This is a genomic window from Alkalimonas collagenimarina, from assembly GCF_030717845.1.
Lineage (GTDB): Bacteria > Pseudomonadota > Gammaproteobacteria > Enterobacterales > Alteromonadaceae > Alkalimonas > Alkalimonas collagenimarina.
Genome location: NZ_JAUZVZ010000022.1, coordinates 52,264 through 67,449, shown reverse-complemented (window position 1 = coordinate 67,449; position 15,186 = coordinate 52,264). Strand labels below are relative to the sequence as shown.

18 protein-coding genes are annotated in these 15,186 nt (G+C 47.3%); 3 read left to right on the top strand and 15 right to left on the bottom strand.

Annotated elements, in window-relative coordinates:
• Nucleotides 1-29: 29 nt before the first annotated feature.
• The 12 genes from speD to rpe all read right to left on the bottom strand — a co-directional run bounded on the left by speD (nucleotide 30) and on the right by rpe (nucleotide 10,493).
• Nucleotides 30-836 (bottom strand): adenosylmethionine decarboxylase, encoded by an 807-nt coding sequence (gene speD, locus Q3O60_RS14030; protein ID WP_305894568.1) that lies wholly within the window; start codon nucleotides 834-836, stop codon nucleotides 30-32.
• A 54-nt stretch (nucleotides 837-890) separates the two neighbouring features.
• Complete coding sequence (locus tag Q3O60_RS14025; RefSeq protein WP_305894567.1) at nucleotides 891-1,319, bottom strand: OsmC family protein; 429 nt, start codon at nucleotides 1,317-1,319, stop codon at nucleotides 891-893.
• A gap of 85 nt (nucleotides 1,320-1,404) precedes the next feature.
• Nucleotides 1,405-1,755 (bottom strand): DUF3802 family protein, encoded by a 351-nt coding sequence (locus Q3O60_RS14020; RefSeq protein WP_305894566.1) that lies wholly within the window; start codon nucleotides 1,753-1,755, stop codon nucleotides 1,405-1,407.
• A gap of 119 nt (nucleotides 1,756-1,874) precedes the next feature.
• A complete protein-coding gene (gene astD / locus Q3O60_RS14015; RefSeq protein ID WP_305894565.1) occupies nucleotides 1,875-3,344 on the bottom strand; it encodes a succinylglutamate-semialdehyde dehydrogenase in 1,470 nt (489 codons plus the stop codon).
• Between the two features lie 13 nt (nucleotides 3,345-3,357).
• Nucleotides 3,358-4,374: an arginine N-succinyltransferase gene (astA, locus tag Q3O60_RS14010; RefSeq protein WP_305894564.1), complete on the bottom strand. Its 1,017-nt coding sequence runs from the start codon at nucleotides 4,372-4,374 to the stop codon at nucleotides 3,358-3,360.
• A 159-nt stretch (nucleotides 4,375-4,533) separates the two neighbouring features.
• Nucleotides 4,534-5,754, bottom strand: coding sequence for an aspartate aminotransferase family protein (locus Q3O60_RS14005; RefSeq protein ID WP_305894563.1), 1,221 nt, complete (start codon nucleotides 5,752-5,754; stop codon nucleotides 4,534-4,536).
• Between the two features lie 310 nt (nucleotides 5,755-6,064).
• A complete protein-coding gene (locus Q3O60_RS14000) occupies nucleotides 6,065-7,186 on the bottom strand; it encodes an HDOD domain-containing protein (protein ID WP_305894562.1) in 1,122 nt (373 codons plus the stop codon).
• Nucleotides 7,187-7,255: 69 nt separating this feature from the next.
• Nucleotides 7,256-7,855: an anthranilate synthase component II gene (locus Q3O60_RS13995; protein ID WP_305894561.1), complete on the bottom strand. Its 600-nt coding sequence runs from the start codon at nucleotides 7,853-7,855 to the stop codon at nucleotides 7,256-7,258.
• A gap of 35 nt (nucleotides 7,856-7,890) precedes the next feature.
• On the bottom strand, nucleotides 7,891-8,301 hold the full coding sequence (locus Q3O60_RS13990) for a fluoride efflux transporter FluC (protein ID WP_305894560.1): 411 nt from the start codon (nucleotides 8,299-8,301) through the stop codon (nucleotides 7,891-7,893).
• Complete coding sequence (crcB, locus tag Q3O60_RS13985; RefSeq protein WP_305894559.1) at nucleotides 8,298-8,690, bottom strand: fluoride efflux transporter CrcB; 393 nt, start codon at nucleotides 8,688-8,690, stop codon at nucleotides 8,298-8,300. The genes Q3O60_RS13990 and crcB overlap by 4 nt, the downstream gene beginning before the upstream one ends.
• Before the next feature lie 12 nt (nucleotides 8,691-8,702).
• On the bottom strand, nucleotides 8,703-9,707 hold the full coding sequence (gene trpS, locus Q3O60_RS13980) for a tryptophan--tRNA ligase (RefSeq protein WP_305894558.1): 1,005 nt from the start codon (nucleotides 9,705-9,707) through the stop codon (nucleotides 8,703-8,705).
• Nucleotides 9,708-9,818: 111 nt separating this feature from the next.
• On the bottom strand, nucleotides 9,819-10,493 hold the full coding sequence (rpe, locus tag Q3O60_RS13975; RefSeq protein WP_305894571.1) for a ribulose-phosphate 3-epimerase: 675 nt from the start codon (nucleotides 10,491-10,493) through the stop codon (nucleotides 9,819-9,821).
• 228 nt (nucleotides 10,494-10,721) lie between these two features.
• Here rpe and Q3O60_RS13970 point away from each other — a divergent pair, with 228 nt between their 5' ends.
• From Q3O60_RS13970 to Q3O60_RS13960, 3 genes are all read left to right on the top strand, one after another.
• Nucleotides 10,722-11,324 carry a TorF family putative porin gene (locus Q3O60_RS13970; RefSeq protein ID WP_305894557.1) on the top strand — a complete coding sequence of 201 codons (603 nt, stop codon included), beginning with the start codon at nucleotides 10,722-10,724 and terminating at the stop codon, nucleotides 11,322-11,324.
• A gap of 90 nt (nucleotides 11,325-11,414) precedes the next feature.
• On the top strand, nucleotides 11,415-11,678 hold the full coding sequence (locus Q3O60_RS13965; protein ID WP_305894556.1) for a hypothetical protein: 264 nt from the start codon (nucleotides 11,415-11,417) through the stop codon (nucleotides 11,676-11,678).
• Nucleotides 11,665-11,862 (top strand): DUF2970 domain-containing protein, encoded by a 198-nt coding sequence (locus Q3O60_RS13960; RefSeq protein ID WP_305894555.1) that lies wholly within the window; start codon nucleotides 11,665-11,667, stop codon nucleotides 11,860-11,862. The genes Q3O60_RS13965 and Q3O60_RS13960 overlap by 14 nt, the downstream gene beginning before the upstream one ends.
• Here the strand turns inward: Q3O60_RS13960 and Q3O60_RS13955 are convergent.
• Genes Q3O60_RS13955 through aroB form a run of 3 tightly spaced genes read right to left on the bottom strand, consistent with a single transcriptional unit; the run spans nucleotide 11,813 to nucleotide 15,165 of the window.
• Nucleotides 11,813-12,697 (bottom strand): Dam family site-specific DNA-(adenine-N6)-methyltransferase, encoded by an 885-nt coding sequence (locus Q3O60_RS13955; RefSeq protein WP_305894554.1) that lies wholly within the window; start codon nucleotides 12,695-12,697, stop codon nucleotides 11,813-11,815. The genes Q3O60_RS13960 and Q3O60_RS13955 overlap by 50 nt on opposite strands.
• Nucleotides 12,694-14,103 carry an SPOR domain-containing protein gene (locus Q3O60_RS13950; RefSeq protein WP_305894553.1) on the bottom strand — a complete coding sequence of 470 codons (1,410 nt, stop codon included), beginning with the start codon at nucleotides 14,101-14,103 and terminating at the stop codon, nucleotides 12,694-12,696. The genes Q3O60_RS13955 and Q3O60_RS13950 overlap by 4 nt, the downstream gene beginning before the upstream one ends.
• The gene (gene aroB / locus Q3O60_RS13945; RefSeq protein WP_305894552.1) at nucleotides 14,104-15,165 is read right to left on the bottom strand and encodes a 3-dehydroquinate synthase; all 1,062 of its coding nucleotides are present in this window, start codon (nucleotides 15,163-15,165) and stop codon (nucleotides 14,104-14,106) included.
• Nucleotides 15,166-15,186 lie beyond the last annotated feature (21 nt).

Genomic DNA, 15,186 nt, shown 5'->3' with positions numbered 1-15,186 from the left:
CTGAGCGGTTTTTTATGATGCGGCATCAACTACTTTACTTCTGGTAAATTGCGCCCATAAAAGATTTCACGGATTTCTTTAAACACCTTGCTGCTAATCTCATGCTCCGTCTCGTCGCTCATCGAGTCGGTGCCAACACCAAACAGGTAATTGTTTAAATCGCCTTCTTTTAACATCATTTTGGTGTGAAACAGATTCTCTTGATAGACATTCACATCGATCATCTGAAAAGCATTCTTCGTGTCTTCATCCATAAAGTTTTGGATAGAACTGATCGGGTGATCGATATAATGCTTGGTGCCACTGACATCCCGGGTAAAGCCTCGTACCCGGTAATCGATGGTCACGACATCAGATTCAAAACTGTGGATCAAAAAATTCAGTGCTTTCAGTGGTGAAATAATGCCACAGGTGGATACTTCAATATCAGCCCGAAAGGTACAAATGCCATCGTGTGGGTGCACTTCCGGATAGGTGTGCACACAAATATGGCTTTTATCCAGATGAGCAACCACGGTTTCTGGTAATGGGCCCGGGTTTTCTGAATTATCGGGGTTTTCCAGTACTGGCTCTTCGCTTACTAAAATGGTGACACTGGCACCTTGCGGATCGTAATCTTGCCGCGCAATGTTTAGCACATTAGCGCCAATAATATCGACCACTTCGCAGAGGATATCGGTCAAACGATCAGCATTGTATTGTTCATCGATGTATTCGATGTATTCTTGCCGATGTTGCTCGCTTTTGGCGTAGCAAATATCGTAGATGCTAAAGCTTAAGCTTTTGGTCAAGTTGTTAAAGCCATGCAGCTTTATTTTCTCAAACGGATTGATCACTGAGCGTGCTCTCCACTACTGTTGTGTTTACAACAGCTATTTAACAACTGGAAACTAGTTGGCGCTGGCCAACCCTTCCGCGGCTTTTACGCTGAACGAGTGTGTCACCTCAAGGCTTTTCGCCAGCATAAGCGACACTGAACAATACTTCTCGGCAGATAGCTGTACAGCTTTGGCCACCTGCTTTTCATTGACATCTACTCCGGTGATTTCGAAGTGCAGATGCATTTTGGTAAATACCCGGGGGATGGTCTCCGCTCGCTCGGCTTGTAATTTGACTTCACAATGCAGAATTTGCTGCCGGGCTTTTTTTAATATGCTGACCACATCAACCGATGAACAAGCTCCGGCAGACATCAACAGCATTTCCATTGGGCTAGGCGCCGAATGCTGAGTACTGTCGGCATCAAACACGACCTGATGGCCGCTACCAGAGTGCCCAACAAAGGTCATTGTATCCAACCACTTTACCGATGCTTCCATCGTAAGCTCCATGGTATTTACGCAAAAGGGGGCACATTCTAGCGAAATATATGCATTGTCGCCAGATTCAATTGCGGTTTATCAGTTAATCAAAAAGATCAGCAATGGCATTATCAAATAAGTTCTTGATTAATAATGCAGTCTCATTAATCAGCTCAGCTTGCTCAAGTGTTACCGGCTGTTCCAGTACACTGGCTAACACTTCCTGAAAGTCATACATAATGCCATCGACTTCCCGAATGATGATGCTGCGGTGATTCATTTCCAGCTCAGAGTGTTGTGTGCAGAGCTGAATAATTTGCTCAGCAATACGCTCCTCCAAAAACTCACCTACCGTTTTATGATTAGCGGCAGGATCACCAGGTTGCTCAAATAAAGACAAGTTCTCTGCTAAAAACTGGATCAGGTGTTCGTAGCCGGTTTTATCAATCACCATGGTTGCCGTACTGCCTTACTGTAATGAGATTGCCTAACAGTTAAGCAAAATCTGACGCATAAAACAAATCGGGGCAAAAGCCCCGACTTGTTTTTACTTCATTCCAACGCAATCAAGTGCTAGAACTGTAAGCCTGGCGATAGTTGCTCTGGTAGTTGTACTTTATCTAACTCGACAGAAGCCACCGGGTATGCACAGTAATCGGCCGCATAGTAAGCACTAGCACGGTGGTTACCACTCTTACCGATACCACCAAAGGGTGCTGCTGAGCTAGCCCCCGTGATCGGGCGGTTCCAGTTCACGATACCGGCACGAATACGGCGGAAAAAGTGCTGGTACAAATCAGCACTGTCACTTAATAAACCAGCAGACAAGCCGAAGCTAGTGTTGTTGGCTGCAGCAATTGCGGCATCAAAGTCGGTAAAGCGAAACACTTTCAATAAAGGGCCAAAGTGTTCATCGTCTGGAAAATCTGCAATATCGCTACAATCGATAATGCCAGGCGATACCAAAGCCGTAGCCTCATCCAGATGCTTCATTTCCAACAAAGAGCGTCCGCCCAGCTTTTGTAGTTGAGCCTGCACATCCAGCATACCCTTGGCTGCAGCGACTGAGATCATCGAGCCCATAAACGGCTGTTCTTCATCGTCGTACAGCCCCACCTTGATGTTGCTTGCAACATCAAGCAGTCGAGCCAAAATTTTATCGCCTTGCTCATTGGCTGGCAAAAACAACTTGCGGGCACAGGTACAACGTTGGCCGGCAGAAATGAAAGCAGATTGAATGATATCATGCACAGCTGCATCCACATCCGATACATCCTGCACGATCAATGGGTTGTTGCCACCCATCTCAAGCGCCAGAATTTTCTCTGGCCGACCAGCAAACTGCTGATGTAAAAAGTGGCCAGTTCTGGAACTGCCAGTAAAAAACAAACCATCAATGCCGTCGTGGCCAGCCAGCGCTTTACCGGTGTCAACTTCACCTTGCAATAAATTCAGCACACCAGCCGGTAGGCCCGCTTTTTGCCACAATTGCACAGTCAGCTCTGCGACTTTAGGCGTCAATTCACTTGGCTTGAATAACACACTATTTCCTGCCAACAATGCTGGCACGATATGGCCATTGGGTAAATGGCCGGGGAAGTTATAAGGGCCAAAAACAGCCACTACCCCATGCGGTTTATGGCGTAAAAAAGCCTTGCCCTGAGGCATTGGGTTTTCTTTGCTACCGGTTCTTTCCTGATAAGCACGCACGGATATATCAATTTTCCCGGTCATAGCGCCCACTTCGGTGCGGCTTTCCCACAACGGCTTGCCTGTTTCTTCAGCAATACAAAGCGCCAATGCTTCTTTCTCTGCAACCAGTTGCTCACCAAACTTTTTCACTACTTCAAGCCGCTGTTCCAGACTCAAGTCCGCCCAGCTGTAATGTGCTTCTCGTGCTGCTTGAACCGCAGTATCGACTTGAGCCGCAGAGGCGGACTCACCTTGCCACACTTGCTTATTTTTAGCTGGGTCCAACGACACAAAAGATGAGCCTTCGCCCGCCACCCACTGACCTTGAATAAACTGAACAGGACGTTTCATTCCACTCCCCTGATTAAATTCTGGTTAGACGTACCCAGTCACCGGCTTCAACCAGCAACCCCTCAGCGCATTCGGCAGATAACACCACCTCGTCGCTGTCTTCATCGATCTGCATCTCAAGCCAGGTTGCCCTGAAATTTTGCAGCTGCGTATTACAGACTAAGTACGCATGCCCTGGCTTCACATCGCCAATTCGAACCTGACGTTTCTCGCTGTATCGAGCCGAGCGAATATGCTCTAAATTTGCTTCAACGGTTGGGCCTGCATCAAATATATCGACATAGCCTCGATGGGAAAACCCTTCGGACTGCAATAAAGAAATGGCAGGTCTGGTCTTACCGTGCACCTGGCCAATCACCGCTTGCGCTTCTTTACTGAGCAAACTGACATAAATAGGATACTTTGGCATCAGCTCGGCAATAAATACTTTCTGGCCGATACCGGTTAAATAGTCCGCTGTAGGGAAGTCTACTGAAAAAAAGTGCTCCTGTAACCATTGCCAGAATGGAGAGTTACCATTTTCATCGGAGACACCGCGCATTTCAGCAATAATGCGATCGGAAAAGCGTTCGCTAAATTCTTTTAAGAATAAGAAGCGAAACTTTGACAGCAACTTACCATTGTTCTTTTGCCGACAGGCTTCACGCAGAAATAAGGTACATAACTCACTGGCACCGGTGTAATCGTTGCACAATGTCAAAATATCGACCGTTTTGTACACATTTAGCGAGCGTGAACTATGCACCACCTTGCCTAAGTGATAATGATAAAAAGCATCATCCAGACCCACAGCAGCTTCCAGCGCACTGGTGCCCATCACCAAACCGCTTGTTGTATCTTCCAATACAAATAAATATCCCTCATCACCCGGTGACGTCACTGTTTTTTGAAATGAACGTTCTGAACGGTTAATTTTCCGCATCAACAGCTCATCATTCACAGGCAGTGAGGTAAAACCATGGCCGGACTCGACGGCGATATCGTACAAGGATGCATAATCATCAGCACGGATTGGGCGAATCACAATCATTGTCGCTTTCTCCAGTTGTATACCCTATGGGTTTCGCAGTGCAGCCAGGCAGCAAGCCCATGCAGTTTGAAAGGCGACGGGTATATTCAGTAAAAGAGGCAGCCAGGCCGCCTCAGTGCTTCATTGTCGACGCTTAGGCGCCTTATTGCTTTTATTCAATTAACCTGCATTAACCACTTGGGCCACAGCTTGCTCAAACCGATCCATACCATCATGGATATCTTGCTCAGTGATCACCAGTGATGGCGCAAAGCGCACTACATTGGCACCAGCGACTAACGCCATCAAACGATGATCGGCTGCAGCCAACAAAAAGTCGCGTGCACGGCCCTGATAACGCTCATTCAACACAGCACCTAACAGCATACCTTTACCACGAACTTCACTGAACACCTGATACGTCTCGTTGATGGCCTCCAGGCGCTGGCGAAATAATCGCTCTTTCGCCACCACTCCATCCAATACCTCTGGGGTGTTTACCGTATCAAGGACTGCCTCAGCAACCGCACAACCCAATGGGTTGCCACCATAAGTGCTACCATGCGTGCCCACTTTTAAATGCTTAGCAAACGCATCAGTGGTTAACATTGCACCAATCGGGAAACCACCACCCAGAGACTTAGCACTGGTTAAAATATCCGGTTGCACATTGTAATTCATGTAAGCAAACAATTTGCCAGTACGGCCAACTCCTGTTTGCACTTCATCCATCACCAAGAGTGCATTGTGTTGATCGCACAACTCGCGAATCCCTTGCAAGAACTCCTGCGTAGCAGGAATAATGCCGCCCTCGCCTTGAATTGGCTCCAATACAACAGCACAGGTGCGATCACTAATTAGCGCTTTTACACTATCCAGATTATTAAATTCCGCATGCATGACGGCACCGGGTTTTGGACCAAAGCCATCGGAATAGCTGGCCTGGCCACCTACAGTGACGGTAAAAAAGGTACGGCCATGAAAGCTTTTACTAAAGGAGATGATTTCTTGCTTCGCTTCACCATGAACATCCAACGCCCAGCGACGAGCCAGTTTAAAAGCGGCTTCGTTGGCTTCAGCACCTGAGTTGGCAAAAAAGACTTTATCGGCAAAAGTATGCTGAACCAACTTACTGGCCAGACGAAGCGCTGGTTCATTGGTCAGGACATTGCTTAGATGCCATAACTTATCGGCCTGGCTCTTCAATGCAGACACCAGCGCTGGGTGACAATGACCCAAACTACTTACGGCAATACCACCTGCAAAATCAACATACTCCAGTCCTTCCTGGTCCCAGACACGAGACCCCTCGCCCTTGACCGGGATCATGTTTGCCGGGGCATAGTTAGGTACCATGACCTCATCAAATAAGCTGCGGGTGACCTGAATGTGCTCTGCCATGATTGTACTTACCTCTTCACTATAAAGTTGCTCACCGATGCATATACGGCTGAATAAAAAGCCATGAAAACATCAGTATTGGTATTGGCATTATTGCAGATTAATTCAACGATGTCTGCACCCCAGAACCGCTCAAGGCCAACAAAAACAAGGGCTACAGATAGTTTTGCATGCAAGCTGAATAAGTACGCAGTGACTATTTCACTCAAATTCCGTTTGAAGCAAGAGCAAGTAAGCTGCCATCACTGTTGCCATCCCAACAGTTTAAATACGCTCTCAAAGACAGCTTGCATGATTATCGTAAAAAAAATTACAAATCAACATCCAGTTTCTGTAAATTGGTACTGAGTAAAAGCTGAAGCGTTTCTTTGGTCATGCCTACGGCCTTCAACATGGCCTGCATTTCATCGCTGGACAAGCGTTGCTTTTTCTTCAATTGCTGCCACTGGACAAAAGTTTGCGCTTGCTGCACCACTCGAGCCATTGGGGAGGCTCCGCTGAAACCGATCCCTTCTGCCAGTTGATCCAGTGTTTGGCATAATGGTAACCGTCTTAAACCCCAGCGAGAGGTTAAGTCAGCACTCAGCACGGCGGCATGTTCGGTCAATTGCTCACTCAGCATGCCCGCATCCGCTTCCAATTCATCCAGTGTATCGATTAAGCCAACATCTCTGGCCTCACGAGCTTTTAGTAGCTCTTCACGCTTAACTTGCTGATAAGTTCGTAAATAATTACGAGTGACCGCTATATGCCCCAGTGGATGGTATAAACCAGCACAGAAGGCAGTAAAGGACGACTCGCCATAATAGTCAGCTAATGTTTTGGCAGCAATTGCCGTGGCCAAACTGTAATCCCACAGATCCGTTTTCAAACGATGAAATGGCTCCGTAGAATGAGGCATGCAGCGCTTCATGCCATACACAGGAATAATAAGCTGCAAGGCTTCAACACCGAGAAAGCGCAGACCAGTCTTCACATCCTTAATCAGCGCACCTGAAGCGGTACGGTTCCGATATTTCGGTTGATTCACCAGTTTCAATAAATCATCTACCAACCAGGGGACTTTTTTAATGGCCGGATCCAACTGGTTCAAGGTCACCACTTTGGCGCTTAATGTATCCAGCAAAGCATAATAGTCCGCCGTTAAATCAAACAGACTGGATGCCACCTCATCAATGGCCGTTAATCGGTCTGCCAATACATCTGCCACCTGATCCTGTAAATGAGCTTGCGCAAACTCACTAAACTGCACCTTGACTTTTGCATCAGCCAGCCGCGCTTGTCTAGCCTGAGCCTCTACAGCTAACAGGGTACGATCCTGCACGGCATCTTTATCGTATTTCTTTTTTTTGTCTCTGGTTGCCGGATCGACTCCGATCAATAAATCAAAGTATCGTAATGGAAATTCTGTCAGTACTGACGAAGAACTCATAAAATCGCATGCCCCTGCGAAAAGTGGTTAATTAGCAAAAATACATACTGCTTAGCTGGCTCTTGGCTGTCAAGCACGATGTAGTGAAGCAACCCTGCATTGTAAAAAATGCTGCAGCAGTTGAAGGCCTGCATCGGATAAAATAGCTTCTGGATGAAACTGAACCCCAAACAACGATAGCTGGCGGTGCCGAAAAGCCATCAATTCATCCTGACAAGCATCCGTCGTCGTCCAGGCCAAACATTCGAAATCTGCACTGAGGCTTTCGGAATCTACCACCAGTGAGTGATAACGGGTGATACTTAACGGGTTTGGCAAACCAGCAAACAAATGACTGTCTGAGTGGTGAATCCAGCTGTTCTTGCCATGCATCACCTGACGAGCCTGCACCACTTTAGCACCGAATGCCTGCGCTATGGCTTGATGGCCCAAACAGACGCCTAAAATGGGTACCTTACCCGCGCAATGTCGGATCGCGGCCATGGAAATACCGGCATCATCCGGTGTTCCTGGCCCGGGTGAAATCACCAAATACTCCGGGGCTAGTGCATCAATATCTTTCAAAGTGATGTCATCGTTGCGGCGCACCACGACCTGCTGACCAAGCTGCTGAAAGTACTGCACCAGATTCCAGGTAAAGGAGTCGTAGTTATCAATCATTAGTAGCATCGAAGAAGTAACCTGTGCAGTAAAAGACGGCTAGTTTAAAGGATTTGCATGCGCTTGGTTAGCTTTGTCGCCAATAAATACCCTAACCAAATGGCAAGCAGCCAACAGCAAACCGATGCCAACAGATAGCCGCCAGCCAAAAACCATTGCTGGCGAATCCATAACACACCTAATTCAAGACTAAATACCGAGAAGGTGGTAAAGCCACCACAAAGGCCAGCCAGTACAAACTGTTTCTGTGGCTCACTGACCTTCCAGTGCCCCTGACTACCGACCATACTGGCATAAAAAACCATCAGGAAAGACCCGAACACATTGACCAGTAAAGTCGCCCAAGGCCATACATACTCCGGCTGATACAGTTGTGCCGACAGCAACAAACGAAGACTAGCGCCAAGGCCAGAGCCTAGCCCGACCAACACATAGGTGACAGGCCGAATAGTCATTCCTGCCCCCAGTAAAAACCGAGAGTAACGGACGCCATCCCAAGCAACAAGGTCAGTATCACATTAAGGAGAGCCCGTTGACGACGTCCTGCTTGCCAAAGGCTTAAGGTTTGCAGGCTAAAACTGGAGACGGTGGTATAAGCCCCTAAAAAGCCGATGCCCAGCACCAACCATACCAGCTGTGCCTGCTCGGCTCCTGCAACTCTGGCAGCAAGAAACCCGAGCGCCATAGCACCACTGCAGTTGACCAGCAAAGTGCCCCAGGGCAATGCCATGCCAAGTTTACGACTGACCAGGTTGGTCAGCCAAAAACGTAAAATGCCGCCCAAGGCGGCGGCACTAAAAAACAACAACCAGAACCACACTGAAGTTGGCAGAATCTGGCTCATAGTGCCGATCCCCTAGGGTAAAACGAAACCAACCGCATCATAGACTTTTCGTAAGGTTTCCGCCGCCCGGCTCCGGGCCTGTTCAGCCCCCTGCTGCATCACTTGTCGCATCAGCGTGTTATCCGCACGAATTTCGGTAAACCGTTGTTGCAGTGGCTCCAGTAAGCTCACCACCGCATCGGCTACATCAGTTTTTAAATGACCATACATCTTGCCTTCGTATTCGGCTTCCAGTTCAGCCACAGTTTTGTTGCTCACTCCGCTAAGAATGCTGAGCAGATTGGCCACTCCGGGCTTTGCTTCAATATCGAAAGTGACCCGTGGTGGATCGTCGGAGTCAGTCACTGCACGTTTGATTTTTTTGGCAATCACTTTCGGATCTTCGAGCAAGCCGATAAAGTTTTGCGGGTTATCATCGGATTTGGACATTTTCTTGGTTGGATCTTGCAGACTCATCACCCGGGCAGCCACTTTTGGAATAAAGGGCTCAGGAACTGTAAACACCTCACCATGCAAGGCATTAAAGCGCATCGCAACATCACGAGCCAACTCCAGGTGCTGCTTTTGATCATGCCCAACCGGGATCTGATTGGCTTGATACAACAAAATATCGGCCGCCATTAGTACCGGGTAGGTAAATAATCCAGCGTTCACGTTATTATTATGACGTTCAGATTTATCTTTAAACTGAGTCATCCGCCCTAGTTCACCAAACTGAGTGTAGCAGTTCAGGATCCAGGCGAGCTGGCTATGCTCCGGCACATGCGATTGCATAAAAATGGCGGAACGCTGTGGGTCAATACCGCAAGCTAAATACAAAGCCAAGCTATCCAAAGAGGCGTTACGCAAAGCAACCGGATCTTGACGAACCGTGATGGCATGCAAATCGACAATGCAATACAGACAATCGTAATCATCTTGCATTCGATCCCACTGACGTAAGGCGCCTAAATAATTCCCGATGGTCAATTGTCCTGAAGGCTGTGCGCCACTTAATACGATTGGCTTGCTAGTCATACATAGGATCCATAGTTAACAACAAAAATGAGCGGGCTCCATTATCAGGCATACCAACTGCATACCTGTAAAGAACCAAGATTACACGAAGTACTGCATTAGCCGTTTAGGTTATTGAGCAACCTTTGCCAATTCTGCACGCATGGCACTGATGGTCGCCTGATAATCTGCACTATTGAAAATTGCAGAGCCAGCCACAAACATATCTGCTCCTGCGGCTGCTATTTCTGCAATATTATCTGTTTTCACACCGCCATCTATTTCCAACCGAATCGGGCGACCAGATTGATCAATAATACGCCTTGCTTGTTTCAGTTTGTCCAAGGTAGCAGGAATAAAACTCTGACCACCAAACCCGGGGTTCACCGACATCAATAACACCAGATCCACTTTATCTAACACATGCTCCAGCACATGCAGTGGCGTGGCTGGATTAAACACCAAGCCCGCTTCACAGCCTTGCTGCCGGATCAGTTGCAACGTTCGATCTACATGACGCGATGCTTCCGGATGAAAGCTGATGATACTGGCGCCTGCTTCAGCAAACTGTGGCACCAAGGCATCCACAGGCTCAACCATTAAATGCACATCAATAGGAGCGGTAATACCATAATCTCGAAGTGCCTGGCACACCATAGGCCCCATAGTAAGGTTGGGTACATAATGATTGTCCATCACATCAAAGTGCACAACATCGGCGCCAGCTGCCAGCACTTTGGCAGTATCCTCACCAAGCCGCGCAAAATCAGCAGATAAAATAGAAGGTGCAATTAAGTAGGGCTGCATTACAATTCGGTCTCCAACCAGTGAGCTAGGCGCTACTTTACTGAATTTGCGCATAAAAAGCACCCGAAACCGATGCACAAAAATCAGGCAGCCACGCACCAAAACAGCCCATAACCACACAAAGGAAAGTGTTAAATAACAAATAAACCATTGATTTTATTTTGGTAAATTTTGTGGCATGCATCTTGGTAGTTCCATGTGATAATCAAAACATAAGGGACAACTACCATGAAAAAAACGCTATGCGCCAGTGCACTCCTCCTTGCTTACTCCAGTTCATTTGCTTTACAAGCCAACGAGGTTGGTATAAGTGCTGAAGTCAGCGGTATGACGAAGTACGTGTTCCGCGGTTACCAACTGACCGATCACTTCCATATCCAGGGTTCGATTGAAGCTGATTACAACGGGTTTTATGCTGGTTTTTGGGGCACGACCGATCAAGAACTGGGATCGGAAACCAACTTATACATTGGTTACGGCTTCGACGTAAGCGACAGCATCAGTCTCGATGTCGGTGTGCTGCAATACCGGTTCGATGGCATTGATGAAGACTATCTTGAGTATCATCTGGGCATTGATTTTGGTCTGGCAGCAGTTACCTTTTATTACGATGAGTTTGATAATATCTATATAGAAGCAGGGACTGACTTTGATCTTAACGACCAATGGAATGTGGGCTTGCATGTAGGTTGGGAAGATTCAGTGTCTTTGTATGATGTTGGGATCAGCTTAAACTATGCCATCACCGATACACTCACCGCATCCGCCTTTGCCACCAAAAAGGAAGATGGTGACCGTGCTATTTTCTTTGGTCTGACTGCTTCATTTTGACTAGTCAGTCAGCAGAAAAGTAAATAACTTGTATCCCTGGGAGCTTTCTGATATGGTACATCTGTTAAAGGAAGCACCGAGGGTTCAGTGATGAAAGGCATTGTACAACAATATAAATTTGCTGGTCTGTTTTTGCTTGCCGCACTAGTTGCTGGCATCAGCTTCAAACTATTGCCTGCTCATCAATTAAACTGCAGTACCCAGCAGGCTCAACTTCAGTGCCAACAGAGTCAGGACTGGATAAGCTGGCTAAAGGGGCAGAGCCGTTCATCACAATTTCACTTTGTTGACTTTTTGGAATTGCTAGACAGGATGTTGCCCGCAAGCACCGGCAATTCAGATGGCAAACAGTAAATCTCCCCCCCTCAAGCAAGTCATTAAAGCTGTACTTGGAGCCTTTATCGGAGTCCAATCCGAGCAACAGCGCCAACAGGACTTTACCACAACCAACCCTCTACCCTACATTATCGTTGGTGTTGTTATGGCCATTATGTTTGTTGTAGCCGTCGTGCTTGTTGTATCTTGGGTACTGCGTTAATCACATCTGCCGTGCGTAACTTTGGCTGATACAAGGCAAAAATCTCTGCTACTTTCTTACGACCATGACCTTTTTGGCTAATAGAGCGCCCTACCTGAATGGGATAGAGTTTTGCCTGCTGATAGATCTTGCGGGTCAGAGTAGTATCATGGTTGCTGATTAAAACAGTGGTACCTTGCCGGCAAGCGCTTTCTGCCAGATTAGCCAACTGTGCCTGATCATCCAGGTTAAACCCTTCTCGCGCATAGCTAGTGAAACTCGCCGTCTTACTTAAAGGTACATAAGGAGGATCGCAATACATTACCGCATCTGATGGGACCTGAGCGAATACTTGCTGGTAGCTGGTGCAGTAAAACTCAGCTTTTTGTGCCTTTTCAGCAAAAAAATACAATTCTGCCTCAGGGAAATAAGGTTTTTTGTAACTGCCAAAGGGGACATTAAACTTACCGCTTAAGTTGTAGCGGCAAAGCCCGTTGTAACCATGCCGATTAAGATAGAGAAATAGTACCGCACGCTCATAACTATCGTTACTATCATTGAATCGTTGTCGTAAACTGAAATAACTTTCTTTTTGATTGCCTGATGCAACGAAAAAGGCTCTGGCATCGTCAATAAATTGCTTTGGTTGTGCTTTGACAATACGATACAAGCTGATCAAATCTTGATTGATATCGTTCAGTTGATAATGCTCATAGTCAGTATTTAAGAAGACTGAACCAGCGCCGACAAAGGGCTCCACCAGACAGCGTGCCTTTGGCAAGTATTGTGACAATGCATCGACTAAATTGTATTTACCACCGGCCCATTTTAAAAATGCTCGCTGCTTCTTTTTCATAAATTGCCCGAATCATCCTGCAGCCGTTGCTGAATTTCCTGCTGTAGCGTTCTTAGTGATTTTGCAAATGGCGTCTCAGCTTGCAACGCATCAGAGAGCTGATTACGCTGATTGCGAGCTGTCACGGCATCATCAAACGGAGCCATGACCACAACCCACTGCAGCTGATTGCCCTGCCTGCGCCGGTACAAATGCATGGTGAGTTCAGAGTAGCGGGTCATTAGACGCTGAGCTGCAGCCTCTGAAGAGAAAGCACCCAACTGCAACGCAAAAGCACCAGAATCCATCGCCAGTAACTCAGCCTCCTGATAACGATAAGGTGTAGAAGTATCTTCTGATGTTGACGTTTGGTCTGCCTCCATGTCAGCCGGCAGAGCTACCTGAGCACTCGTAGCAGCAGTATTTTCCGTCTCTTGTGTCTCATCAGGGCTAAGCACAGGCGCTTCAGGAACCACCTGTAGCGTATCCTGTTCCGATAACTCTGTTGCTATGATCTCCGGCGTATCTTCAGGTTCAGAGCTGACTTCAGATTGAGGAGCACTCTCTTCATCAGGCAATTGTGTCGCGTCGATACCATTGTCAGCAGCGACGTCAGTACGTCGAGGCAACGCCGATTGCTGGTGCAATGCTGGCGCTTGAAAACGTTGAGTCACCTCATTATCTGCTGGCGGCACATCGACTACAGATTCATTGCTATCATGCATCCACCAATAACCTGCAATAAACAAAGCTCCCACGACTGCAAGTGCCAATGAGGCTAGTCGATAGCGCATGGCACTATGGCCTGAAGTCTGCACATCAGAATCGGCTTTCGACTCAACAGCGATCGTATCTGGTTCTAGCAAACTATGCAGGTTGCCTGCGGCATGCACCAATCTATCTTCGATCGACCAAGCTGAAATAGCGGACTCAGGCAACAATAGGCGAACATCCGCAGCCGTAATTTCAGGTATCGTTAGATTAACATCCGCTTCGGTCAATACGTCAGGGCCGGTGGTAATGATATGCACTGGATGAGCACGCAGCATTGATAAGCAACTGAGTGGCAATTCACGCTGACTATCCAACACCCATGCCAGAGGTTGACTGTGAGGCAGCTCTAACTGCTCCATCAACGAGCTTTCGTAGTCACTAAGACCAAACCACTGTTGTAGAAGTTGTTTCTGACAATCTTGAGTGGTCATGCCTGGTTGAGCGGAGAAGTAAGCCAAGTTCATCTCATCGGATAATAGCTCTGCTAACACCAGACTCAAGGTTGTTTTACCAGAGCCAGCCTTTCCGACTAAATGGATGTGTTGAAAGCCATTAAACTCAAGCTGGAAAACAACTCTCTCCAACAACTCGCGTTGCGATGGCAGTAAGGTGGCATGGGCATGAAGCTTAGCGATTAAAGGCGAGTTTGGCATTCAGGCAAAAATACTCTGCAGTTCACTATCATTTACGTCATCAATCACCTTACTATAGCCAAAGGCCGTAGGTAACACAAACCGCATCTGACCCGCCCGAACTTTTTTATCGGTTTTCATAAACGGCATAAAATCAGCAATAACCATACCTTCAGGTGGTTCAATCGGTAGCCCGAAACGCTGCAATAAAGCGCAGATACGATCCAACTCAGCTTGTGTCAGCCAACCACGATGCATTGACACTCTGGCAGCCATCACCATTCCTGCAGCAACAGCTTCACCGTGCAACCAACGGCCATAACCCAGCCACGCTTCGATGGCATGACCAAAGGTATGGCCAAGATTTAATAAGGCGCGCTGCCCCTGCTCCGTTTCATCCATCGCCACAATATCTGCTTTCATCTGGCAACAGTGCTGCACCATGCGACCAATCACTTCAGAATCAAGTGCCTGAATCGTACTGGTATGCTGTTCCAGAAAGCTAAAAAAGTCTGCGTCAGCAATCAAGGCATATTTGATCACTTCCGCCATTCCAGCTGCAAATTCACGGCTGGGTAAGGTGGTCAACACATCAGTATCAATGAGTACCTGCTGAGGCTGCTTAAAAGCACCAATCATATTTTTCCCAAGTGGGTGATTGACTGCTGTTTTTCCACCTACAGAAGAGTCAACTTGAGACAATAAGGTCGTTGGGATCTGAATGAAGTCAGCACCGCGCTGGTAACAGGCAGCAACAAAGCCAGTGATATCACCAACGACCCCGCCTCCTAAAGCCACCAACAAACCATCTCGAGGAAACTTATGCTCCAACAAGAAAGTCATGATATGACCGAACTGCTCGAGTGTCTTATAAGCTTCGCCATCAGGCAATAAGAAGGTATGTAATTGGCTCACTTCAAAAAGAGACTTGACGGACTCAAGGTAGAGCGGTGCAACGGTATCATTACTGATAATGATCACATGACGATAAGTACGAAGTAAGCACTCTGGCTGCTGCAAGAGTGAGGGAGCGATATCAATCGGGTAGCTGCGTTCACCCAGTTCAACCTGAACACGATGCATAAGCAGCTACTCCCTTTTTAA